Source organism: Janthinobacterium sp. 78 (assembly GCF_003096775.1).
GTDB lineage: Bacteria > Pseudomonadota > Gammaproteobacteria > Burkholderiales > Burkholderiaceae_D > Janthinobacterium > Janthinobacterium tructae.
Genome location: NZ_QENT01000001.1, coordinates 3,781,894 through 3,803,157, shown reverse-complemented (window position 1 = coordinate 3,803,157; position 21,264 = coordinate 3,781,894). Strand labels below are relative to the sequence as shown.

Sequence of the window (21,264 nt, the reverse complement as noted above, 5' to 3'; positions counted from 1 at the left end):
GGGTGCGCGGCATCAGATGAAGCGCGGGCACAGCTGCTGGAACAGCCGTTCGCACGCCTGTTCCAGCGACAGCGTGCTGGTATCGAGCGTCAGCGCCGGCGCCAGCGGCGCTTCATAGGGCGCCGAGACACCCGTAAATGCCGGGATCAGTCCGGCCCGCGCTTTTGTGTACAGTCCCTTGGGATCGCGTTCTTCGCACAGCGCGCATGGTGTGCTGATGTAGGCTTCGATAAAATCGTCGCCGCCGATGATCTGGCGCGCCATGTCGCGGTCGCTGCGCAGCGGCGAGATGAAGGCGCAGATGACCATCATGCCGGCGTCGTTCATCAGCCTGGCCACGACGGCGGCGCGGCGGATGTTTTCCTGGCGGTCGCGCGGAGAAAAGCCCAGGTCGCCATTCAGGTGCTGCCGCATATTGTCGCCGTCGAGCACGCAGCTCAGGCGGCCCTGCGCCAGCAGCCGCCTTTCCAGCGCGTACGCCAGCGTCGACTTGCCTGCGCCGCTCAGGCCGGTCAGCCACAGCGTCGCAGCCCGCTGGCCGGCCAGCGGGCTGCGCTGTTCCTTGCCGATATGGCCCGCATGCGGGAAGATGTGTTGCGCCACGTGGCCCGCCGCGGCGATCTGTTCCAGTTTACCCATGTGCCACTCCCCCCGTTACCGGCTCAAAACTGTTCCCACTCGATTTCGCTGGGCTTGGCGACGGCCGGACGGGACGGCTTTGCCGTGGCGGGCGGGCGCCGTGCCGCCAGCGGCGGTGGCGGACGGCTGACCACGCGCAGTCCCGCATCGCGGCCGCCGGCGATGTTGCCCACGCGGAAGACGCTGACCACCTCGTTCAGGCTGTTGACCTGTTCCTGCATCGCTTGCGCGGCGGCGGCGGCTTCTTCGACCAGCGCCGCATTTTGCTGCGTCACATTGTCCATTTGCGTCACGGCGATATTGATTTGCTCGATGCCGGCCGATTGTTCCTGGCTGGCGGACATCATTTCGGACATGATGCCGGTGACGCGCCGCACGCTGGCGACGACCTCGTGCATGGTCGATCCTGCCTGTTCCACCAGCCGGTTGCCGGCCTGGACCTTGTCGACCGAGTCGCCGATCAAGTCCTTGATTTCCTTGGCCGCAGCGGCCGAGCGCTGCGCCAGATTGCGCACCTCGGTGGCCACCACGGCAAAGCCGCGCCCCTGTTCCCCGGCGCGGGCCGCTTCGACGGCCGCGTTCAGCGCCAGGATATTCGTCTGGAAGGCGATGCCGTCGATGACGGCGATGATGTCGACGATCTTGCGCGCCGAGACATCGATGGCCGCCATGGTGTCGACCACCTGCGCCACCACGGCGCCGCCCTTGGTGGCGACATCGGAAGCCGATTCGGCCAGCCCGTTGGCCTGGCGCGCATGGTCGGTGTTGATGCGCACGGTGCTGGTCAGTTCTTCCATGGACGACGCGGTTTGCTCCAGCGTGCTGGCCTGCTGCTCCGTGCGCGAAGACAAGTCCAGGTTGCCCATGGCGATTTGTCCCGCCGCCGTGGCGATGGTCTCGGTGCTGGCGTGAACTTGCTGGACGATTTGCGCCAGGCTGTCGCGCATCGATTGCATGGCGTGCAACAGGCTGTGCGTGTCGCCGGCGCGGGGATGGATGGGCACGGCCAGGTTGCCGCTGGCGATCTGTCCGGCGATCGCCGCCGCTTCGTCGGGTTCGCAACCGAGCTGGCGCGTCACGCTGCGCGTGATCAGCACGGCGGCCAGCAGGCTGGTGAGCAGCGCCAGCGAGCCGATGCTCAGCATCACCAGGCGCGCCTGGCTGTAGGCCGCCTCGGCCATGCTGGAGGCTTCGCTATTCTGCTTTTCCTCGACAGCGATCAAGGTGCGCAGCAATTCCCACCAGCGCTTTTGCACGGGGCGGAATTCATAGCGCAGCAGCTTGTAGGCATCGTCCTGCTTCTGCTCCAGTGCCAGCGCGGCGGCCCGCTGAATGAAGGGGGCCGCCAGCCCGCTTTGTGTACGTATCTGTTCGAGCAGGCTTTTTTCCTCGCTCGAGGTGCCTTCCCGCTTGGCGAACATTCCCCCCAGCTTTTGCTGGGCGGCGGCGTATTTTTTTTCCTGCTCCGCGATGCGGGCGACCTCGATCTGGATCTCCTTCTCCTCCTTCAGCAAGATCAGATTGCGCAGCGCCAGCGCCCGCTCGGTCACTGTCAAGTCCATAGTCTGGGCCAGCCTGGTTTCGACGTTGTTGACCTTGGTCGCTTCATCCATGCGGTCCTGGATTTGCCGCATGCTGGTCAGTCCCAGCGCGATGACCAGCAACAGAAACAGGGATACCAGGCCAAAGCCCAGGCCGAGCCGTTTGGCGATGGTTAAGTTCAGAAATCTCATGCTGCCTCCTTAGGGCTGTGCTTGCCGTTTCGCATAAGCTCATGCGGATTTATCGTGAAGCACTCAACGATCATAGTGATTGCGGGCAGGTGGAATGTCACACAAAGTCACTTTCAGCATTTGAGCAACAGTAGAAATTTACTTGCGGCAACAGTTCAGATTGAGTTAGATGGCGAACGCGCGCGGGCGCGGGAGTGGCGGCGCAGCGTGAGTTGTATCAAGAATGAAAAATTTTCATGCTACTTTGCGCTCATGATTTCACCTTTCGCGTCGTTATAGCTGTGTCTGCTTAGCGTGTCAGATGTTCCGCGTCCCTTTCTCCGTGCAAGCCTGAGAGTGTTTGAAGGTAAATAGTTATCAAAAAATGAAAGTTATGCATCTTTTATCCAATCACCGATCTTCGTTTAGCAAGGTATAAGGCCCATGACCTCCGTCTCCTCGATCCCGAGCTGGAATCCAAGTCCGTCCCGCGCGCTCAGTGCCGCGGCCAACAAGGCCGATGCCGCGCCGTCTCCGGCGCCAAGCCCGTCTTCCATCGTTGCCATCGGAAGCAGGCAAGTCCTTGCCGACCTGACGCCGTCGCCAAAGATATGGGAAAGCCCGTCGCGCGATGACGTCAGCGAGCAAATGACGAAAAACTTTTTTTCGCGCACGGTTGGCGGCCGTTTCGCCGGCCTGGGCGCGAGCTTGCTGGAGCAGATCAAGGTGGGCGTGCGCAATGTGTCGCAGGCGGTGCAGCAATCGCCGCCGCGCATGGAACCGAATACCTATAGCGACATCGGGGCCATGCAAGCGGCCAGCTTGCACGGCAATGGCGAAGACAAGGTCACTCTCGGCATCACCACCAGGAGCGGCGTGGAGGTCAAGCTGTCGCTCGATAGCGAGGACGATGGCCTGGCCGTGCGCATGAGCACGAGCGGTGAACTCAGCGAGGCCGAGGCCGGCGCGTTGGGCGGCCTGGCGCAGGCCTTCCAGGAAGCCATCGATGGCATGGCGCAGGGCCAGCCGAAGATCAGCTTGAGCGGTCTGATGCAATTTGACCAGAACGTGCTGGCGTCGGTGAACTTGCACGCGGAAGTGAAAGTGCGCACCGAGCCGCAAAGCACGCAGACGCTGGACTTCCAGGCTGACAGCGCGCAGCGCAAGGTCAGCTTCAAGGGCGTGGCCGGATCGCTGGACGTGAAGGTGGACGCCAGCCAGCTCAATGCCCTGGGTAGCCAGGAGCAGCAGGCCAAGGCCATGAGCAGTTATATGAAGCAGATCGGCCAGGCCGCGTCGCGCGGGCATGGCGATCCGGCGCTGGTGGCGATGTTCAAGGATGCGTTTGGCGCCTTGCACAGCAACGCCGCCGCGCCGCAGGATGCGCGCGGCGTACCGGCAGCAGGCAAGTGGCGCCTGGCCGCCGAGGACAAGGCGATCTTGACCGGCATGGCGGACTTCAGCGCTTCGGTGTCGCAAACGCCGAAGTCGATCAATTCCATGCGCCTGGCGGAAACGGATGGCTTCAACTATGAGCTGTCGCAACAGACGACCCTGGCCGGCGCGAGCGAGGACGAGCGCTCGATCCGGCAGCAGCAGCAATCAAAGCTGAGCGCCAGCTTCCACATGCCCTTGATCCCCGGCGTGCCGTTGCGCTTGACGGAAGCGGTGGAATCACAGAATTACACCTACCACCAGATCGAAGACACGGCCAGCAGCGATGCGCAACTGGCCTACAAGGAAGGCAAGCTGGTCAAAGCCAGCCTGCAACAAACAGCCACCCAGTCCACGCATGTCATGACATATGTGATGGGCAAGCTGAAGTCGGACACGACCACGCCGACCCAGCATTCGGTGCAGCGCGACTTGCTCACGCTGCTGTGGCCTTACAAGACGGGTACCACGGACCAGACTGTCGAGGGTAGGGATGAGCGGCACAAACAGGATTTGCTGACACTGAACGAGGAGATCATGCTGCAATCCTATCCCGGCCAGTGGATCAGCCCGTGGCAGGGGGATGCCCTATCCGAGGCGCAGGAAGCCAATAAGGGGGCGGCCGGCGCATCAGCCGGCGCATAGCGTGCAGAAAAAAAGCCCGTCTTCGCAAGAAGGCGGGCTTTTTTTTTGGCGCGAAGGTGTCGCGTCAGGCCTTGGCCTTGCTTTGCTTGATCCAGTAACCGACACCCAGGGCGCCTAGCCAGACGGGGATCAGGTAGACGGAGATGCGCAGGCCCGGCGTCAGGTACATGATCACCAAGATACCGGCCAGGAAGACCAGGCACAGGTAGTTGGTGAATGGGTAGCCCAGGCTCTGGAACAAGGTCGTCTTGCCTTCGATTTTTTTCTGCGCGCGGAAGCGCAAATGGATCCAGCTGATCATGGCCCAGTTGATGATCAGCGCCGAGACCACGAGTCCCATCAGTACTTCGAACGCTTCGCCTGGCATGAAGTAATTGACCACCACGCAGGCGCCCGTCGCCAGGGCCGACACACCCAGCGCCGCCAGCGGCACGCCGCGGCGGTTCAGGTGCAGCAGCGCGCGCGGCGCATTGCCCTGCTTGGCCAGGCCGAACAGCATGCGCGTGTTGCAGTACACGCCGCTGTTGTAGACGGAGAGGGCGGCCGTCAGCACCACCACGTTCAGGGCCGTGGCCACCAGGTTGCTGTCGAGTGCATGGAAGATCAGCACGAACGGGCTGCCGCCGGTGACGACGTTTTGCCACGGGTACAGCGACAACAAAATGCCGAGTGCGCCGATGTAAAAGATCAGAATGCGGTAGATGGCCTGGTTGGTGGCGCGTGGAATCGTCGTGCTCGGGTCATCTGCTTCAGCCGCCGTGATGCCCACCAGTTCCAGGCCGCCGAACGAGAACATGATGACGGCCATGGCCATCACCAGGCCCTGCCAGCCATTCGGGAAGAAGCCGCCGTGCTGCCACAGGTTGGCCACCGACGCTTGCGGGCCCGCGTCGCCGGAGGCGAGCAGGTACGCGCCGAAGACGATCATGCCGATGATGGCGACCACCTTGATGAGGGCGAACCAGAATTCCATTTCGCCAAAGGCTTTCACGTTCAGCAGGCTGATGGCGTTGATGGCGCAAAAGAAGATCAGCGCCGAGACCCAGGTGGGCACGCCCGGCCACCAGTACTGCACGTAGATGCCGACGGCCGTCAGTTCGGCCATGCTGACCAGCACATACAGCACCCAGTAATTCCAGCCCGACAAGAAACCGGGCAGGTGGCCGCAGTATTTGTCGGCAAAATAGCTGAAGGAGCCGGCGACCGGTTCGTCGACCACCATCTCGCCCAGCTGGCGCATGATCAGGAAGGCAATGACGCCGGCGATGCCATAGCCGAGCAGCACGGAAGGGCCGGCCATCTTGATGGTTTGCGCGATGCCCAGAAACAGGCCGGTGCCGATGGCGCCGCCCAGGGCGATGAGCTGGATGTGGCGGCTTTTCAGGCCGCGCTTGAGCTCTTGTGGTTCGGTATTCCCGACTGCCGTCATATGTTTTATCCTGTTTTTACGGGGCTGAGGTCGCTGATTCTAAAGCATGGGCGCGCAAAGCAGGAGCGAAATGCATGTTGCACTGCGGAGGCGCAAGAAAAGCCCCGCATCTTCGCCGAACGGCGCGCAAAAGCGCTGCAGGCTGCGCTGGCGGCACGGTATCATGATGATAAATTTCAAGGAGCATGTATGCATTTTGCGCAGCGTAGCCGTTTGCAAGCCATCAGCCTGGGCTTTTTGGCCGGCTATGTCGATACCCTGGGCTTTGTCGCCCTGTTCGGCCTGTTCACGGCCCATGTGACGGGCAACTTCGTGCTGATCGGCGCGGCGCTGGCCAATGCCACGCATGCCTCGATCGCCCTCAAGCTGCTGGCGTTCCCTGCGTTTATCGTGGGCGTGGCGGTGACGCGGCTCCTGAGCGTGGCGGTCGAGCGCCGCGGCGGACCGGCGCTGCGCCTGGCGCTGCTGCTGGAGCTGGCGCTGCTGCTCGGCTTCATGGTGTCTGGCGTGCTGGCCGAACCGCTGGCGGCGGAGCCGGGCGCGCTGGCGATGGCGGCCGGCCTGTTCGGCGCGGCGGCCATGGGCGCGCACAGCGCCATCAGCCGCTTGCTGCTGGCGCACCTGGCGCCCACGTCCATGATGACGGGCAACGTCACGCAATTGGTGATCGATACGCTCGACGTGCTGCGCGGCGCGGCCGACGGCGCCACGCGCGAACGCTGCGTCAAAAGCTTCTGGCCCTTGCTGGGCTTCGCCGTGGGCGCCATCCTGGCCGCCTTTGCCTACCTGGCCGTGGGCTTTGCCGCGCTGGCCGTGCCGCTGGCCATTTTACTGGTGCTGATTGCGCTGGAGCCGGCGCGCCCGGCCGCCTAAACCTGCACTGGTTGACGCGCCGCCACGATGGCCGGTTCGTACGCGGCCAGAAACTCGGGTGGCAGGCGGCGCGCGCGGCCGCTGCTCAATTCGATGCAGACCAGGTTCCAGCGTGCGCGCACGACGCTGGCGCCGTCGCTGTCGCGGATCAGCTGGAAGCGCCGTTCCATGCTGGAGCGGCCGTCGCTGGCGCACAGCCAGGTGGCCAGGGTCAGCGCTTCGCCGGCCCGCGTCGGCAGCAGGTAATCATATTCGCCGCGGCGGATCGCCATGGCCCGGTCGAGTCGCTGGTAATCGTCCAGGTCCAGTCCCAGCATGGCCGAATGGTGCCAGGCGATATGCTCGCACCAGCGCACATACACGGCGTTGTTCGTATGCTGCAAGCCATCGATGTCGCCCGCTTCGGGCGTGACGGGCAGGGTGTGGGCGTGCGGATAATCCCAGTTCAAGTGCGCTCCTTTGAATGCGGTGGCGGCTGATTGTACGTGCTGGCGGCGTTTCCTGCCTGCGGCGCACGTCTGGAAAAACACTGTTTTATGTGTTGATGTATGATGCATCATAATCTGAAAAATCTGAACATGCCTATGAATCATTCCTTGGACAGCCTGGTGCACGTCAACCTGGGCAAGTCCGTGTATGCGATGCTGCGCGACGCGCTGGCGGCCGGGCGCTTCCAGCCGAATGACCGGCTGCGCATCCGCGAGCTGGCGCTGCAGCTCGGTACCAGCGTCACGCCCGTGCGCGACGCCATGCTGCAGCTGGTGCAGGAAGAGGCGCTGGTGCTGCGCTCGCCACGCGACTTCCGCGTGCCCGTGCTCAGCGTGGCGCGCTACCTGGAAATCCGCGCGCTGCGCCTGGAACTGGAAGGGCTGGGCGCGGCTGAGGCGGCGCAGCGCATCGACGCCGCCACCCTGGCCGACCTGGAGCGCCTGCTGCAGGCGAATGAAGAGGCGATTGCGCGGCACGACCTGGCGGCGGCCCTGCAATGCAACCAGGCGTTTCACCTGGCCTTGGCGCAGGCGGCCGGCATGCCGACGTTAAAACGTTTCGTCGACCATCTGTGGATGCAGACGGCGCCCCTGATCGCCGCCGGCTACGCCAGCTTTTCGCCCGACATGCGGGTCGGCCACCACCACGCCATCATCAGCGCGCTGCGCCAGCGCGACAGCGCGGCCGCGCGGCGCGCCATCGAACAGGACATCCTCGACGGTGGCACGCAGATGCTGGCCTATGTCATGCGCCAGGAGCGCATCCACGCCAGCACAACCGAACAAGAACAGAACAAGGAAGAACATGAGTGAACAAAAAACCGCCATCGTCACGGGCGCCAGCCGTGGCATCGGCCACGCCGTGGCAGAACGCTTCCGCAGCCTGGGCTGGCGCGTCATCACCGTCTCGCGCAGCCCGATTCCCGGCGGCTGCCCGCGCAGCCAGGAACACAACACGCATGTGTGCATGGATTTGTCGGATTTAAGCCAGATCGGGCAGATGGTCGATACCCTGCGCCCCATGCTGGGCGACTCGAAGCTGCACGCGCTGGTCAACAACGCGGGCGTGTCGCCAAAGGGGCCGGGCGGCGCGCGCGTCAATTCGCTGACCACCGACATGCAGACGTGGCAAGAAATGTACAACACCAATTTCTTTGCGCCGCTGGCGCTGACGCGCGGCTTCGCGCAGGAATTGTCGAATGCGCACGGTGCCGTCGTGAACCTGTGCTCGATCGCCGGCTACCGCGTGCATCCGTTTGCCGGTTCCGCCTACGCCAGCTCGAAGGCAGCGCTGGCGTCGCTGACGCGCGAAATGGCCAATGACATGGCGCCGCTGAACGTGCGCGTCAACGCCATTGCACCGGGCGAGATCGACACGGCGATTTTGTCGCCCGGCACCTCGCACATCGTCGACACGCAAATCCCCCTGCGCCGCCTGGGTACGACGGCCGAAGTGGCCGATTTGGTGGAATTCCTGTGCAGCGAGCGCGCCTCGTACATCACGGGCGCGGAAATCCCCATCGACGGCGGCCAGCGCATTTAGAGCCTGTCCCGGTAGCCGGCGCGGATGGCGCCTGCGAGGCGTCAGTGCGCGTCCAGCTGCGCCTGCAGCGCCGCTACCACCAGCGCGTGGTCGTCTGCCTGCGCCAGGCCGGAAACGGTGACGGTGCCGACCAGTCCCACGCCGCGTATCAGCAGGGGAAAGGCGCCGCCGTGGCCCGCGTATTCGATGTCATCGAGGTATTTCACGTCTTCGAAGGTGCTGCCGCGGCTTTTATACGAGATGCCCATGTAATAGGAGCTGCGGCAAAAGCGCTGCACCGTATTGTTCTTGCGGCGTATCCAGTCCGCCTGGTCCGCCGTGGCGCCCGTCATGGCGTGGTGGAATAGCACTTGGCCATTGCGCGTGATGTTGACGGTGACGGCCTTGCCCCGCTTGCGCACTTCTTCGACGATCCACAGGCCCACGGCCAGCGCGGCGTCGTTGTCGAAGCGTTCGAATTGCAGGGATTCTTCCTGCTGCGCCAGGGTTTGCAGCAAATCGGCGTAATGATCCATCGTCAGGGAGTCGGGTAGTGGCTGGAAGCGCTACTGTAGCGCAGCATGGGGCGGCCGCGCGCGCTTTTTCCATGGCGCGGCTAAAATAGGCGGCATGAACCTGTCCCTGTTCGCCGATGAAGAACAAGTCCCGGCCGGCCCCGTGCCGCTGGTGCCGGGCTCGTGCGCGTCTATGCTGCTGCGCGCTTTCGCGCTGCCTTACCTGGACGAGCTGCTGCCGGCCCTGGACGCCATCGTGCTGGCCGCGCCCCTGCGCCACATGGCCACGCCGGGCGGCTTGCGCATGTCGGTTGCCATGAGCAATTGCGGCCCCCTGGGCTGGGTCACGGATGGACGCGGCTACCGCTATGCGCGGCTCGATCCGGCCAGCGGCCGCCCCTGGCCGCCGATGCCGCCCGTGTTCCTGCGCCTGGCGCAGCAGGCGGCGCTGGCGGCCGGCTATCCGGGCTTCATGCCCGACGCCTGCCTGGTCAACCGCTATGCGCCCGGCGCGCGCATGGCCCTGCACCAGGACCGCGACGAATGCGATTTCACCGCGCCCATCGTCTCCGTCTCGCTGGGGCTGCCTGCCAGCTTCCTGTTCGGCGGCGCCGAGCGGGCAGACAAGGCGGCGCGCATCGCCTTGCTGCATGGCGACGTGGTGGTGTGGGGCGGCGCCGACCGTCTGCGCTTCCACGGCGTGGCGCCCCTGAAGGAGGGCGAACACGCGTTGTTGGGCGCGCAGCGCATCAATCTGACGTTTCGCAAGGCCAGCTGATCTGTCTGTATTCCCTTCGTTAATGCAAGACACTTGCAAATTCGGCCGATTTTCTCCATGATATGCAACTTGTTTGCATATGGAGCCATGACCATGAAGCGCGATTCCCTGTCCACGCCCCTGCCCGATGTGGCGGCCGGCCCCCACTTGGGCCACCCCTTGCCATTGGAATGGGTCGGCATGCAGGGCATCGCCTTGCCCGTGTGGCTGGAAGAGGGCGGGCAGGCGCAGCAAGTGCATGCCTGGGCCGATGTGCAGGTGGACTTGCCCGATCCGCACGTGAAGGGCATCCACATGTCGCGGCTGTATCGGCTGCTCGATGCGTTTGCCGCCGCGCAGCCGCTCGATGCGGGCGCGCTGGCCGCCGTATTGCGGCGCATGGTGGACAGTCACGCCGATTGCGGCAGTACGCAGGCGCGCCTGACGCTGGCGTTTCCCGTGCTGCGGCGCCAGCCGGCGCTGTTGACGGCGGGACTGGCAGGCTGGAAATCGTATCCCGTGCGCCTGCAGGCGAGTGTTACTGCGCAGGGCTTTGCCCTGACCCAGACGGTGGAGATCGGCTACTCGTCGACCTGTCCGTGTTCGGCGGCGCTGGCGCGTCAATTGCTTGCCGACGCGTTTGCGGCGCGGTTCGGCGAGGGTGGCATCGATGGCATCGCCGCGCGCGACTGGCTGCAGGAACACGCTAGCCTGGCCACGCCGCACAGCCAGCGCAGCACGGCGACGGTCAGCGTGGCATTGACGGAGCAGGCGGAGCTGGACCTGTTTCCCCTGATCGACCTGGTCGAGGCGGCGCTGGCCACGCCGCTGCAAACGGCCGTGAAACGGGCCGACGAGCAGGCGTTCGCGCGCTTGAATGGTGCTAACCTGATGTATGTGGAGGACGCGGCCCGCCGCGTGCAGGCGGCGCTGGCGCAACATTATGCGCAGGCGCGTGTTACCGTTCGGCATATGGAAAGCCTGCATCCGCACGACGCCGTGGCGCAGGCGGGCCAGCTTGCCTGAGTTTTTCACTCAACTTTTTCACTCAACCCCGTGAAGGAAGACAGCATGCCGGAGAAAATCGAGCGGGAAGTCAATGATGACAGTCTGGAACAGGAACTGGAGCGTGAACGGCGCGAGCATGCGCTGATCGACGAGGAAAAGCTGGGCATGGACGAGCTGGAAGAAGAACGGCTGAAGCGGGAGCGCCAGCCGGGCGGTCATTAACGCCAAGGCAATGTTATCAGCGCTGGCATCGCGCCGTGCTGCCCGGTACAATTTCGCTTTGTCCTTCTCCCCAGCCCCGGAGGCCCATGAAATACCGCGCATTCTTCCCGTTCATCCTCGGCCTGGCAGGCGCCACGCTGGCCGCCTCGCAAGCCCAGGCCGCCACCATCTGCACCGCCATGGCCGACGCCAGAACGGGCGCCGTCTTGTTGCAAGAGGGTAATTGCATCGACAGAGTCACGCCCGCTTCGACCTTCAAGATCGCCCTCAGCCTGATGGGCTACGACGCCGGTTTCCTCAAGGATGAGCACCAGCCGACCCTGCCATACCGCCAGGGCTATGTGGACTGGGGCGGTGAAGCGTGGCGCCAGGATACGGACCCGTCGCGCTGGATGCAGTATTCCGTCGTCTGGTATTCGCAGCAGATCACGCAGGCGCTGGGAGCCGAGCGCTTCCAGAAGTACGCCAAGGCTTTGCGCTATGGCAATGCGGATGTGTCGGGCGACAAGGGCAAGGACAATAGCCTGGAGCGCTCGTGGATCAGCTCTTCGCTGAAGATCTCTCCGCTGGAGCAGATCGGTTTCTTGCGCAAACTGGTCAATTACCAGTTGCCCGTGACGAAACAGGCGATGCAGGCAACGCAGCGCTTGACGCGCCTGGCGGACGTGGATGGCTGGCAAGTGCACGGCAAGACGGGCGCGGCCTTCCCGCGCAAGGCCGACGGCAGCTTTGACGAAGCGCATGGCTATGGCTGGTTCGTGGGCTGGGCCAGCAAGGGCGAGCGCAGCATCGTGTTTGCGCGCCTGGTGCAGGACGAGCAGAAGGGATTGCCATCGGCGGGCCTGCGCACGCGCGAGGCCATGCTGAAGGAATTGCCGGCGCTGCTGGAGCAGGCGCAGAAGTGACGGCCAGCATCGTCGCCGCCACCTTCATCGCCTCCGAGGGGGCGTACCTGGAAGCCGTCATCGAGGTGGACGGACAGCGCCTGCACGTGATGGACGAGTTCGGTGGCGCGCAACTGGCCGCCGGCACGCAAGTTCAGCTCGAACTGTCGACCATGGCCAGCGAGCGTGACGACTGGGACGCCATCTTCCGCGCCAATCCGGGCCGGGAGCAGGGGCTGCGCCGGCTTGACGGCTGGCGCTACCTGGCGCTCGGCGTCGTGACCCAGGTTGACCCCGTCGTCTGCGATTGCGGTCTGCTGCAAGTGGAAGGCGCTTTTTATACGCGAGATGCACGCTGCGTGGGCGAGTACGTGGGCATCACCGTGGCGCGGCTCGATGCCTGTCTCGCTTAGGCCCCCAACAAAAGCCGATGGACCAGTTGATAACCCAGCCGGATACCAAAACAAAACACGGCAAAGCCGCAGGCGGCAAGGAAGGTGGCTTGCAGTTGCTGGCGTGCAGACAGGGCGGGCATGGAGGCGTCCATCAGTGAGTGTGGCGGGAGTGTCAGCCGATATTAACTGATTGTTTTACGTATTGGCAATAATCCGCTCATCTTCCGTACTTCCGCTTACTTATTTCCATCCAGCCACATTGCCCGCCCTATATACTTGCTGAAACGGATCATCCGGCATCAGACAAGGTTACAAGCATGGCATCAGGCATGGAGCAGTTTCAGGAAAAAGCACGGCAGGCGTGGAGACAGGTGCGCGCGCAGGTCGTTCGTGTGGCGGGCGTGGCGTGGGTAAAAGCAGTGGCGCTGTACCGGCGCGGCCATGCGCACTTGATGACCTTGCCGCCCGTGCGGCGCGCGCTGGTGCTGGGGCTGTGGTCGTTCCTGGCTTTGCTGGCCTTGTTGACGCTGTACCTGCTGCTGCTGATACCCTTGACGCCCAGCATCCACGATTTGCGCCAGGCGCGCGCGGCCGCACCGAGCACCATGGTCAGCACCGACGGCAAGGAACTGGTGCGTTTCGACCAGGGCTTGCAGGAACGGGTCACGTTAAAACAGATTTCGCCGAACGTGATCAGCGCCTTGATCTCGACGGAAGACCACCGTTTCTACGAACACCACGGCATCGATTTCACGCGCACGGCGGGCGCCATCTTGCACACGGCCGGGGGCAATCCCCAGGGCGGTTCCACCATCACGCAGCAGCTGGCGCGCAATATGTTCCCCGAGGAGATAGGCCGCTCGCGCAACCTGAACCGCAAGCTGAAGGAACTGATCACGGCCCTCAAAATCGAGGCCACCTACAGCAAGACGGAAATCCTGGAAGCGTATTTGAACACGGTGCCTTTCCTGTACAACACTTACGGCATCGAAATGGCGGCCCGCACCTATTTCGACAAGCCAGCGTCGCGCCTCGACATACTGGAAAGCGCCACCCTGGTCGGCATGCTCAAGGGCACGAATTACTATAATCCGGTCGGCAATCCCGAGCGCTCCCTGCAGCGGCGCAATGTGGTGCTGGGGCAGATGCGCAAGCACGACGTCATCGACGAGGCGCGCTACAAACAGTTGATCAAGCGTCCGCTGCGCCTGCATTTCGAGCGCCAGAGCGAGCGGGCGCAATCGGACAGCCATTTCACGGCCTATGTGCGCAAGTGGCTGATCGAGTGGGCCGACGAAAACGATTACAACCTGGAGCGCGACGGCCTGGTGGTGCACACCACGCTCGACCACGATTTGCAGCAGGCGGCCGAGCGCGCCGTCGAACGCCAGGCGAATGCTTTGCAGGTCATCGCCGACGTGGAATGGAGCCGCGCGGGCGTGCCGTCGTCCACCTCGACGGGCATGTACGCGGGCATGCAGGCTGGCAGCGTGCCATTCGATTATTTCTGGAAATCGCATCCGGCCCTGCTCGATTCCTTCGTGCGCGAGTCGGGCGACTACCGCAAGCTGACGGCCGCCGGCAGCACGCCGGATGACGCGCTGGCGCAGCTGAAGGGCGACCGCGCCTTCATGGCGGCGCTGCGCAAGTCGAAGACGCGCCTGGAAGCGGGCTTTGCGGCCATGGATCCGGCAACGGGCGCCGTGCGCGCCTGGGTGGGCAGCCGCGATTTTGCGCGCGAGCAATTCGACCACGTGTCGCAGGCGGCGCGCCAGCCCGGCTCCACCTTCAAACCCATCGTGTATGGCGCGGCGCTGGAAAAGGGCCTGAGCCCCGACCACGTCTACCGCGATGAAGTGATGGATATCAAGGCGGCCGACGGCACCAAATGGCGCCCGACCGACATGAGCGGCACCACGGGGCGCGACATGACCATGCGCGACGGCCTTGTTTACTCGAAAAACACCATCACGGCGCAAGTGATGCAGGACGTCGGCTTGCCGCCGATCATCAAGCTGGCGCGCGCGCTCGGTATCCGCGACAGCAAGCTGGAAAAAGTGCCGTCCCTGGCGCTGGGCACCAGTCCCGTCACCTTATTGGAAATGGTCAACGCCTACGCCAGCATCGCGGCCCAGGGCGAAGCGCGCCTGCCGTTCGTCGTCACGCACATCACGGACCGCGAAGGCAAGGTCATCGCCCGCTTCGGTGAAGACAAGCCCCAGCGCGCCATGCAAGAGGCATCGGCCGCCACCCTGACCGACATGATGCGCGGCGTGATCGACCGCGGCACGGGCACGGCCATCCGCAGCCGCTTCGGCATCCGCTCCGACGTGGCCGGCAAGAGCGGCACCACGCAAAACAATGCGGATGGCTGGTTCATTTTGATGCACCCGGAACTGGTGGGCGGCGCCTGGGTGGGTTTCAATGACGCGCGCGTCACCATGCGCAGCAATTACTGGGGCCAGGGCGGCCACAACGCCGTGCTGGTGGTGGGCGACTTCTTCAAGACGGCGCTCGACACGGGCAAGCTGTCGCGCGACGCCATCTTCCCCGGCGGCAAGCCACCGCCACCGCTGCGCCATGTGGAACCGGTCGATGAGCCGCAGGACGAACCGGTGGAAGAGCCGGGAGACTTGCTGCAGGAAGGCGTGCCGCCAGCGCCGCTGGCCGTGCCGGCCGAAGGCGAGCAGGACACGCATGGCAAGGCGGTGCCGGAGCCCGCTGCGGCACCCGCTCCTATGCCGCAGCCGGCGCCGCAGCCCGTGCCGCAAGCTTAGCCGACGCGATGGTAATTGATACAGGACAATGATGTCACCCAAGCCCACACTGCGCCTGATACTCGGCGACCAGCTCAATGCGCAGCATCGCTGGTTCACTGAAGTCGATGCCGCCACCATCTATGTCCTGATGGAGGTAAGGCAGGAAACCGATTATGTGCTGCATCATGCGCAGAAAATCCTGGCGATCTTCGCAGCCATGCGGGATCTGGCGCGCCAGTTGCGCCAGCTTGGCCACAGCGTGCATTACATCGCCATCGACGAGGTGGCAAGCACGCGGACGATACCGGAGAATATCGAAGCGCTGATTCGTCACTATGACGCTTGCGCCTTCGAATACCAGGCGCCCGACGAATGGCGCCTCGACCAGCAGCTGTACCAGGCGGGAAGACGCTCGACCATCCCCTGGCTGATGGTCGACAGCGAGCATTTCTATACGGCCCGCCATGAGGCTGCCGATATTTTCGCGGGACGCAAGCAATGGCTGATGGAGTTTTTCTATCGCCAGATGCGCAGCACGCACAAGGTGCTGATGGAAGACGCGAAAAAACCCGTCGGCGGCCAATGGAACTTCGATCACGATAACCGCAAGCCCTGGCGCGGCACGCCCGCCGAGCCGCAGGATGCGCGCACCGTGCATGACCATTCCCCGTTATGGCAAAGCATCGTCGCCGCAGGCGTGAAAAGCTTCGGCGCTCCCCACGCCGACCGGCTGGCGTGGGCGCTGAACCGCGATGAGGCACTGCAGCAGCTCGATGCCTTCATCGAGCGGGCCTTGCCGCATTTTGGCGATTTCCAGGATGCGATGAGCAGCAAGGCATGGCGCTTGTTTCATTCGTTGCTGTCGTTCGCGCTGAACGTCAAGATGCTCAACCCGCGCGAAGTCGTCGCGAGGGCGCAGGCGGCTTATCACGCCGGCCATGCGCCCCTGGCTGCGGTGGAGGGATTCATCCGCCAGATACTCGGATGGCGCGAGTATGTGCGCGGCGTTTACTGGGCGCATATGCCCGGCTATGCGGAGAAGAATTTTTTTGGCCACACGCGCCCGCTGCCTTCATGGTTCTGGGATGGCAAGACGAAGATGCATTGCCTGTCGCAGGCGATCACCCAGTCGCTGGAACAGGCGCACGCGCATCACATCCAGCGCCTGATGGTGATCGGCAATTTCGCGCTGTTGGCCGGCCTCGATCCGGCCAAGGTGCATGGTTGGTACCTGGGCATTTATATCGATGCTTTCGAATGGGTGGAGTTGCCCAATACCGTCGGCATGAGCCAGTTCGCCGATGGCGGGCTGCTGGCCACCAAGCCGTACGTCTCCAGCGCGGCGTATATCGACCGCATGGGCGATTATTGCAAAGGCTGCCATTACGACAAAAAGGCGCGCGTCGGCGAGCGCGCCTGTCCCTTCAATGCCCTGTACTGGGATTTTTTCCATCGCAATGCAGAGACTTTGGAACGCAATCCCCGCATCGGCATGGCGTATCGCCAGCTGGAGAAAATGGATGAGGCCGCGATCACCGCCTTCCGGCAGCAGGCTGCCACGATGCTGGCCCGGCTCGATTCCCTGTAACACAGGGCAATCTGGTCCGGGATACCCTTAGACGGTATTGCGCCGCAAGCCCGCTTCCCGCACGAATACTTGCAGCGCCGGCAGCGTTTGCTGGTGCAGCGCTTTCAGATCCGTTCTCAGCGCGGGCGTGATGGCCAGGCTGCCGTCCGCTTGCTGGCGCACGGGCAGACCCAGCGCCTGTGCCATTTCCACCGGGTAATTCGTGAAGTCGCCATACGGGCGCTTGCCGTCGACGGAGGGGGGGGGCCAGTAGCCTTCGGCCAAGTAGTCTTCCGCACCCATGCCCAGCATTTCCAGCGTCATCCACGATTGTTGCCGCAGCAGGGTCAGATGCCGGGCAGTCAAGGTAAACGGCGCCTTGCCATTGGCATAGCTGCCCGGTTTCAGGTCGGCCATCTGCACGAAGTGGGGCAGCAGCAGCGACGCTTCCATCAGGCGCTGGGCGGCCAGTGCCGCATCCTTGCTGGCGATGGCTTGCATGGCCAGCGCCAGGGTGTCGCCTTTGCCCAGCGGGTAGGCCGGATTGAGCATGGGCGCGCCGCTTTCCACGGGCGACCAGCCGATGTTGAAGCGCCGTATCAGCGCCAGATGGTGCACATTGAGCACCTTGGGCAGCGGAGCGTCGAGGGTGGCCAGGATGCGCTGGCGCACGGCGCGAGGCAGGCCGTCATCGGACGCGCGTGCGAGCACGGGAGAGCACAGCAGGGCGCCGGCGAGGCGCAGCAGCTGGCGCCGCATGGGATGGATCAGGCGCGCCATCATGGTGCCGTCAAGTCTTGACGCTGGAATTCGATGCGGTTTTCCCGGTAGTCCCACTTGGTGTAGGGCCCGAACACGCGCCGGTTTTCCTTGCTGTCGGCATTCGATTGCTCGCGCTTCATGCGCCGCACGAGGGCGGTATCGGCCAGCGGCGCGGTCGTCGTGCCGAACACTTCGTGGCGTACGCTCTGCCTGGCGTCGGCGCCGCGCGAAATGATGGTGAGCTTGCGTGTGGCGGGATCGAAGTACAGGCGCATGGCAAACGTGTTCATATCCTGCAGATACAGGCCATCGTCGCGCCACTGGGCATAGAAATAGTCGCCACAGACGGCTTTCGGTTCGCGCTTCCACTCGCAGGCGAGCAGGATCAGCAGGTGATGGTCATCGAGCTGCTTGATCGACACGCGGGCCTTGGAATAGCCCCAGTTGCTGGGCGGCACGGTCGTCGACGAGAGCAGATTGTACTCGCCCACGAGCTTGGGCATGGGCGCTTGCGCGGCGGCGCCGGTGCAAACGGTGAAGGCGGCGGCTGCAAGGGCGCCGTGTATGCGGGAGAATGGTGTCATGATAGCCATAAAAAAAGTTGCCATATTATAAGTGGCAACTTTCTTTGGGGAACGCGCGATTGAACGCTGCCGTGCGGTTACTTCAGCTTGCTCAACTCGGCCACGTCGATCTTGACGGTCTTGTCGCCCACGGCGGCCACCAGCGCCTTGAAGTGGGGCGTCGCGTAATGCGCCGTCAGCGCGTCCTGGTCGGTCCATTCTTCCAGCATGATGAAGCGCGTGGGGATCTTGTTGTCGAGGTGTAATTCGTAGCGCAGGCAGGCACTTTCCGCGCGGCTGGGCGTTACGACGGCTTCCAGGGCGGCGCGCACGGCGTCGATATGGTCAGTTTGGGCATCGATGGTGGCGACGACGATCAGGGTCATGGTGGTCCTTGTAGAGTGGTGGGGCGGGTGCAGCTTAGCGTAGTTTGCCCATTCTTGCCCGCCATGCCCAGCCTGGCTGCGCCGAAACAGTTTCCGCCGCAGCCAGATAATCAAGCTGAACCTATGCCGCCTGCAGCGCGCCGATCTGCTCGAAGGCGCCCGCTAGTGCCTGCGCCCTGGCGGCGTCGCTGACCTTGACGCCTTCGGCGCGCACGATCTCGATCTGCGTGATGCCGAGGAAGCCGAGGAAGGCGCGCAGATGGCTTTCCTGGTGTTCCAGGGCGGCCATCGGCGTGTCGGCGCCGTAATAGCCGCCACGCGTCGAGGCGATGATCACGCGTTTGCTGCCCAGCAAACCTTCGGGGCCATTGGCGCCGTACTGAAACGTCTTGCCGGGCACGGCCAGCGCGTCGAGCCACGATTTGAGCTGGCTGGGGATGGCGAAGTTGTACATGGGCGCGCCGACGACGATGACGTCGGCAGCCAGTACTTGCTCCAGCGCGGCGGACAGTGCTTCGCCCTCGGTGGCGCTGGGGGCGGCTGTAAATTGCGGCAAGGGCTGGGCGGCCAGGTCGCGGTACTGGACGGTGGCGCCGGGCGCGGCCGCTTGCAGGCGGGCGACGATGGCGGCGGACAACTGGCGGCTGATGGAATGCTCGCCGAGGATGCTGGAATCGATATGCAGGATGTTCATGTGAGCCTTCTTGGGTGGTATGATCGGGTGGTATATTTTTGTAACCGAGTTAAATATAGTGACTATCAAATGAACGCACAAGAAGGCACTTTTTCCACACTGGGGCACACGGATGTGACTATTGGCGAGGTGGCCGCGCGCGGGGCCGAGCTGGAACGGCGCATGCGCGACCATGGCGGCCACGCGGGCGTGGCGGACTCGTGCCGGCCGATCACGGATATTCTCACGCGCGTGGGCGACAAATGGAGCGTGATGGTGGTGATGTTGCTGGGCAATGGCACCAAGCGTTTCAACGAAATGCGCCGCCTGATCGGCGGCATCTCGCAGCGCATGCTGACCCTGACCTTGCGCGGTCTGGAACGCGATGGCCTCGTCACGCGCACGGTGTTTCCCACCGTGCCGCCGCGCGTCGACTACGCGCTGACGGACCTGGGCCGCTCGTTGCTGATTCCCATCAGCGCGCTGGGCGCCTGGGCCTACGGCCACCGCGACGCCATCGATGCGGCGCGGCTGGCGTTTGATGCCAGGGCCGATGCGAACGCAGCGCCAGGCTAGCTCAGTTAAGCTAGATTAATCACGGCCAGCATGTCATTGCCATCGGCGTCCAAACCTTTTTCCACGAAACCCATGCTGGCATAGAACTGTTTCGCGTTGGCATTGCTGGGCTTGTAGCAAATTTCGATGCTGCGCGCGTCCGGGCGGGCGCGGATTTCCGCCAGCGCCAGGGCGAGGGCGGCGCGGCCATGGCCTTGCCCCTGGCGCCGGTGATCGATCATGAAGCGCCAGATCTGGTAGTAGCCGGGCGGATCTTCGTCGTCGGGCGAGACGAACATCAGGAAACCGATCACTTCCTCGTCGTCATACACGGCGCGCGTATGCATGGTGGCGGGATGGAAACTCGCTTGCGCCATGGAATAGTCGTTGCTGGCCAGGTAGTCGCGCTGCTGGGGCAGCAGGGGCAATTCGCTGATGATGTCAAAATTGTCGACGGTGACGGGACGCAGGCTGATGGACATAATTGAAGGCAATGAAAAGGCTGGGCCTGGCAGTATGGGGAAAACTTACTCAAAAGGCAATGCCGTTCCATCACCCGCCCCGAACAGTTGCGCCATGGTCTGGCGCAGCCAGCGGTTCGACGCATCTTCATGGTAGCGCTCGTGCCAGTGCTGCTTGACGGAGAAGCTGGGCAGCGCCACGGGCAGGGGCAGGATGCGGAACGCTTCGTGGTCGCGCATTTGCAGCGCGTAGCGGTACGGTACCGTGACGATGTACTCGGTTTCGGCGACGATGCGCGAAACACCGAGGAAGCTGGGCAGTTTCAGCACGATGCGCCGCTGCACGCCGGCCGCCGCCAGCACCTTTTCCACGATGGAGTGGCCCGTGCCCGAGCTTTTCACCTCGATATGCCCCTCCGCCAGGAACTCTTCCACAGTAATCGTGTCGCCGATGCGCGGGTGGCTGCTGGCCACCAGGCAGACAAAATGCTGGTCGAACAGTTTCTGCTGATAAAACCCCGATTCCAGGTGCGGCATGAAGCCCACGGCCAAGTCCACTTCGCCGCCTTCCAGGCGCGCCGGCGTGTCGGTGGCGATCTTCGACACGTCCAGCGTGATGCGGGGGCCGATCTGCTGGAGGTGGTTGAGCAGCGTGGGCAGCAGCACGATTTCACTGATGTCCGTCATGCAGATGGCAAATTCACGCGTGCTGGCGGCCGGGTCGAACACGGGCTGGTCGGCCAGCGCATGCTGCCAGGCGGCAATCGCGGCGCGCACGTCCTGCACCGCGTTTTGCGCGCGCGGCGTCGGCTCCATGCCTTTCGAGGTGCGCGCGAACAGGCGGTCGCCGAAATGCGTGCGTAACTTCCCCAGGCCGATGCTGACCGTCGATTGCGGTAAACCCAGGTTTTCCGCCGCGCGCGTCACATTGCGGCTTTTATAGATCTCGTCAAAGATGAACAGCAGTTCGATATCGAAGCGCGACATAAGAGGATTCCACCATTATTTAAAAATG

General features: G+C 63.7%; 24 protein-coding genes. 12 read left to right on the top strand and 12 right to left on the bottom strand.

The features are described from left to right. Positions 1-12: 12 nt before the first annotated feature. Together cysC and C8C92_RS16685 are read right to left on the bottom strand one after the other, a co-directional pair. Complete coding sequence (gene cysC, locus C8C92_RS16690) at positions 13-639, bottom strand: adenylyl-sulfate kinase (protein WP_116744642.1); 627 nt, start codon at positions 637-639, stop codon at positions 13-15. 23 nt (positions 640-662) lie between these two features. Then, positions 663-2,372, bottom strand: a complete 1,710-nt coding sequence (locus C8C92_RS16685) for a methyl-accepting chemotaxis protein (RefSeq protein WP_116744641.1) — start codon at positions 2,370-2,372, stop codon at positions 663-665. 423 nt (positions 2,373-2,795) lie between these two features. Between C8C92_RS16685 and C8C92_RS16680 the strand changes: the two genes are divergently transcribed. Next, complete coding sequence (locus C8C92_RS16680) at positions 2,796-4,430, top strand: hypothetical protein (protein ID WP_133250775.1); 1,635 nt, start codon at positions 2,796-2,798, stop codon at positions 4,428-4,430. 64 nt (positions 4,431-4,494) lie between these two features. Here the strand turns inward: C8C92_RS16680 and C8C92_RS16675 are convergent, their stop codons facing one another. Next, a complete protein-coding gene (locus tag C8C92_RS16675) occupies positions 4,495-5,859 on the bottom strand; it encodes an amino acid permease (RefSeq protein WP_116744639.1) in 1,365 nt (454 codons plus the stop codon). A 189-nt stretch (positions 5,860-6,048) separates the two neighbouring features. On the opposite strand from C8C92_RS16675, the gene C8C92_RS16670 reads away from it, so the two are divergent. Continuing rightward, entirely contained in the window at positions 6,049-6,732 is a 684-nt protein-coding gene (locus C8C92_RS16670) for a YoaK family protein (protein WP_116744638.1), read from the top strand. On the opposite strand, the gene C8C92_RS16665 is transcribed toward C8C92_RS16670, so the two are convergent. Beyond that, complete coding sequence (locus C8C92_RS16665) at positions 6,729-7,181, bottom strand: thioesterase family protein (protein WP_207781017.1); 453 nt, start codon at positions 7,179-7,181, stop codon at positions 6,729-6,731. The genes C8C92_RS16670 and C8C92_RS16665 overlap by 4 nt on opposite strands. A 135-nt stretch (positions 7,182-7,316) precedes the next feature. Here C8C92_RS16665 and C8C92_RS16660 point away from each other — a divergent pair, with 135 nt between their 5' ends. Both C8C92_RS16660 and C8C92_RS16655 read left to right on the top strand, forming a co-directional pair. After that, positions 7,317-8,033: a GntR family transcriptional regulator gene (locus C8C92_RS16660; protein ID WP_116745997.1), complete on the top strand. Its 717-nt coding sequence runs from the start codon at positions 7,317-7,319 to the stop codon at positions 8,031-8,033. Further along, positions 8,026-8,763 carry an SDR family oxidoreductase gene (locus tag C8C92_RS16655; protein WP_096235720.1) on the top strand — a complete coding sequence of 246 codons (738 nt, stop codon included), beginning with the start codon at positions 8,026-8,028 and terminating at the stop codon, positions 8,761-8,763. Before C8C92_RS16660 ends, C8C92_RS16655 begins: the two co-directional genes overlap by 8 nt. 41 nt (positions 8,764-8,804) lie before the next feature. Here the strand turns inward: C8C92_RS16655 and C8C92_RS16650 are convergent, their stop codons facing one another. Then, positions 8,805-9,278, bottom strand: a complete 474-nt coding sequence (locus C8C92_RS16650) for a heme-degrading domain-containing protein (RefSeq protein WP_116744637.1) — start codon at positions 9,276-9,278, stop codon at positions 8,805-8,807. Between the two features lie 94 nt (positions 9,279-9,372). Here C8C92_RS16650 and alkB point away from each other — a divergent pair, with 94 nt between their 5' ends. From alkB to C8C92_RS16630, 5 genes are all read left to right on the top strand, one after another. Continuing rightward, entirely contained in the window at positions 9,373-10,035 is a 663-nt protein-coding gene (gene alkB / locus C8C92_RS16645; RefSeq protein ID WP_116744636.1) for a DNA oxidative demethylase AlkB, read from the top strand. A gap of 87 nt (positions 10,036-10,122) precedes the next feature. Beyond that, on the top strand, positions 10,123-11,040 hold the full coding sequence (gene folE2 / locus C8C92_RS16640; RefSeq protein WP_116744635.1) for a GTP cyclohydrolase FolE2: 918 nt from the start codon (positions 10,123-10,125) through the stop codon (positions 11,038-11,040). 45 nt (positions 11,041-11,085) lie between these two features. Then, on the top strand, positions 11,086-11,244 hold the full coding sequence (locus tag C8C92_RS27505) for a hypothetical protein (protein WP_165829465.1): 159 nt from the start codon (positions 11,086-11,088) through the stop codon (positions 11,242-11,244). Positions 11,245-11,330: 86 nt separating this feature from the next. Then, positions 11,331-12,149 carry a class D beta-lactamase gene (blaOXA, locus tag C8C92_RS16635; protein ID WP_116744634.1) on the top strand — a complete coding sequence of 273 codons (819 nt, stop codon included), beginning with the start codon at positions 11,331-11,333 and terminating at the stop codon, positions 12,147-12,149. Beyond that, positions 12,146-12,541, top strand: a complete 396-nt coding sequence (locus tag C8C92_RS16630; RefSeq protein ID WP_116744633.1) for a hypothetical protein — start codon at positions 12,146-12,148, stop codon at positions 12,539-12,541. The genes blaOXA and C8C92_RS16630 overlap by 4 nt, the downstream gene beginning before the upstream one ends. Here the strand turns inward: C8C92_RS16630 and C8C92_RS27950 are convergent. After that, positions 12,538-12,663, bottom strand: coding sequence for a hypothetical protein (locus tag C8C92_RS27950; protein WP_279340928.1), 126 nt, complete (start codon positions 12,661-12,663; stop codon positions 12,538-12,540). The two genes, C8C92_RS16630 and C8C92_RS27950, sit on opposite strands and share 4 nt — an antisense overlap. A 177-nt stretch (positions 12,664-12,840) precedes the next feature. Between C8C92_RS27950 and C8C92_RS16625 the strand changes: the two genes are divergently transcribed. Then, entirely contained in the window at positions 12,841-15,300 is a 2,460-nt protein-coding gene (locus C8C92_RS16625; RefSeq protein WP_116744632.1) for a PBP1A family penicillin-binding protein, read from the top strand. A gap of 28 nt (positions 15,301-15,328) precedes the next feature. Then, a complete protein-coding gene (locus C8C92_RS16620) occupies positions 15,329-16,870 on the top strand; it encodes a cryptochrome/photolyase family protein (RefSeq protein WP_116744631.1) in 1,542 nt (513 codons plus the stop codon). A gap of 27 nt (positions 16,871-16,897) precedes the next feature. On the opposite strand, the gene C8C92_RS16615 is transcribed toward C8C92_RS16620, so the two are convergent. The 4 genes from C8C92_RS16615 to C8C92_RS16600 all read right to left on the bottom strand — a co-directional run bounded on the left by C8C92_RS16615 (position 16,898) and on the right by C8C92_RS16600 (position 19,254). Continuing rightward, positions 16,898-17,632 carry a hypothetical protein gene (locus C8C92_RS16615; protein ID WP_116744630.1) on the bottom strand — a complete coding sequence of 245 codons (735 nt, stop codon included), beginning with the start codon at positions 17,630-17,632 and terminating at the stop codon, positions 16,898-16,900. Then, positions 17,629-18,195: a hypothetical protein gene (locus C8C92_RS16610; protein ID WP_116745996.1), complete on the bottom strand. Its 567-nt coding sequence runs from the start codon at positions 18,193-18,195 to the stop codon at positions 17,629-17,631. Before C8C92_RS16610 ends, C8C92_RS16615 begins: the two co-directional genes overlap by 4 nt. A gap of 77 nt (positions 18,196-18,272) precedes the next feature. Then, positions 18,273-18,560, bottom strand: a complete 288-nt coding sequence (locus C8C92_RS16605) for a putative quinol monooxygenase (RefSeq protein WP_099763549.1) — start codon at positions 18,558-18,560, stop codon at positions 18,273-18,275. 121 nt (positions 18,561-18,681) lie between these two features. Then, positions 18,682-19,254 (bottom strand): NAD(P)H-dependent oxidoreductase, encoded by a 573-nt coding sequence (locus C8C92_RS16600; protein WP_116744629.1) that lies wholly within the window; start codon positions 19,252-19,254, stop codon positions 18,682-18,684. A gap of 162 nt (positions 19,255-19,416) precedes the next feature. Here C8C92_RS16600 and C8C92_RS16595 point away from each other — a divergent pair, with 162 nt between their 5' ends. After that, positions 19,417-19,809 (top strand): helix-turn-helix domain-containing protein, encoded by a 393-nt coding sequence (locus C8C92_RS16595; protein WP_116745995.1) that lies wholly within the window; start codon positions 19,417-19,419, stop codon positions 19,807-19,809. A gap of 5 nt (positions 19,810-19,814) precedes the next feature. On the opposite strand, the gene C8C92_RS16590 is transcribed toward C8C92_RS16595, so the two are convergent. After that, complete coding sequence (locus C8C92_RS16590) at positions 19,815-20,270, bottom strand: GNAT family N-acetyltransferase (protein WP_116744628.1); 456 nt, start codon at positions 20,268-20,270, stop codon at positions 19,815-19,817. A 45-nt stretch (positions 20,271-20,315) separates the two neighbouring features. Next, entirely contained in the window at positions 20,316-21,236 is a 921-nt protein-coding gene (locus C8C92_RS16585; protein WP_116744627.1) for a LysR family transcriptional regulator, read from the bottom strand. Between the last annotated feature and the right edge of the window lie 28 nt (positions 21,237-21,264).

Bases quoted from the DNA above. Each gene is read 5' to 3' on its own strand.
- C8C92_RS16670 (WP_116744638.1), top strand. From the start codon at position 6,049: ATGCATTTTGCGCAGCGTAGCCGTTTGCAAGCCATCAGCCTGGGCTTT.
- C8C92_RS16660 (WP_116745997.1), top strand. From the start codon at position 7,317: ATGAATCATTCCTTGGACAGCCTGGTGCACGTCAACCTGGGCAAGTCC.
- C8C92_RS16680 (WP_133250775.1), top strand. From the start codon at position 2,796: ATGACCTCCGTCTCCTCGATCCCGAGCTGGAATCCAAGTCCGTCCCGC.
- C8C92_RS16620 (WP_116744631.1), top strand. From the start codon at position 15,329: ATGATGTCACCCAAGCCCACACTGCGCCTGATACTCGGCGACCAGCTC.
- folE2 (WP_116744635.1), top strand. From the start codon at position 10,123: ATGACCATGAAGCGCGATTCCCTGTCCACGCCCCTGCCCGATGTGGCG.
- cysC (WP_116744642.1), bottom strand. From the start codon at position 639: ATGGGTAAACTGGAACAGATCGCCGCGGCGGGCCACGTGGCGCAACAC.
- C8C92_RS16590 (WP_116744628.1), bottom strand. From the start codon at position 20,270: ATGTCCATCAGCCTGCGTCCCGTCACCGTCGACAATTTTGACATCATC.
- alkB (WP_116744636.1), top strand. From the start codon at position 9,373: ATGAACCTGTCCCTGTTCGCCGATGAAGAACAAGTCCCGGCCGGCCCC.
- C8C92_RS16610 (WP_116745996.1), bottom strand. From the start codon at position 18,195: ATGACACCATTCTCCCGCATACACGGCGCCCTTGCAGCCGCCGCCTTC.
- C8C92_RS16685 (WP_116744641.1), bottom strand. From the start codon at position 2,372: ATGAGATTTCTGAACTTAACCATCGCCAAACGGCTCGGCCTGGGCTTT.
- C8C92_RS16615 (WP_116744630.1), bottom strand. From the start codon at position 17,632: ATGATGGCGCGCCTGATCCATCCCATGCGGCGCCAGCTGCTGCGCCTC.
- C8C92_RS27950 (WP_279340928.1), bottom strand. From the start codon at position 12,663: ATGCCCGCCCTGTCTGCACGCCAGCAACTGCAAGCCACCTTCCTTGCC.
- C8C92_RS16600 (WP_116744629.1), bottom strand. From the start codon at position 19,254: ATGAACATCCTGCATATCGATTCCAGCATCCTCGGCGAGCATTCCATC.
- C8C92_RS16605 (WP_099763549.1), bottom strand. From the start codon at position 18,560: ATGACCCTGATCGTCGTCGCCACCATCGATGCCCAAACTGACCATATC.
- C8C92_RS16625 (WP_116744632.1), top strand. From the start codon at position 12,841: ATGGCATCAGGCATGGAGCAGTTTCAGGAAAAAGCACGGCAGGCGTGG.
- C8C92_RS16585 (WP_116744627.1), bottom strand. From the start codon at position 21,236: ATGTCGCGCTTCGATATCGAACTGCTGTTCATCTTTGACGAGATCTAT.
- C8C92_RS16650 (WP_116744637.1), bottom strand. From the start codon at position 9,278: ATGGATCATTACGCCGATTTGCTGCAAACCCTGGCGCAGCAGGAAGAA.
- C8C92_RS27505 (WP_165829465.1), top strand. From the start codon at position 11,086: ATGCCGGAGAAAATCGAGCGGGAAGTCAATGATGACAGTCTGGAACAG.
- C8C92_RS16675 (WP_116744639.1), bottom strand. From the start codon at position 5,859: ATGACGGCAGTCGGGAATACCGAACCACAAGAGCTCAAGCGCGGCCTG.
- C8C92_RS16655 (WP_096235720.1), top strand. From the start codon at position 8,026: ATGAGTGAACAAAAAACCGCCATCGTCACGGGCGCCAGCCGTGGCATC.
- blaOXA (WP_116744634.1), top strand. From the start codon at position 11,331: ATGAAATACCGCGCATTCTTCCCGTTCATCCTCGGCCTGGCAGGCGCC.
- C8C92_RS16595 (WP_116745995.1), top strand. From the start codon at position 19,417: ATGCGCGACCATGGCGGCCACGCGGGCGTGGCGGACTCGTGCCGGCCG.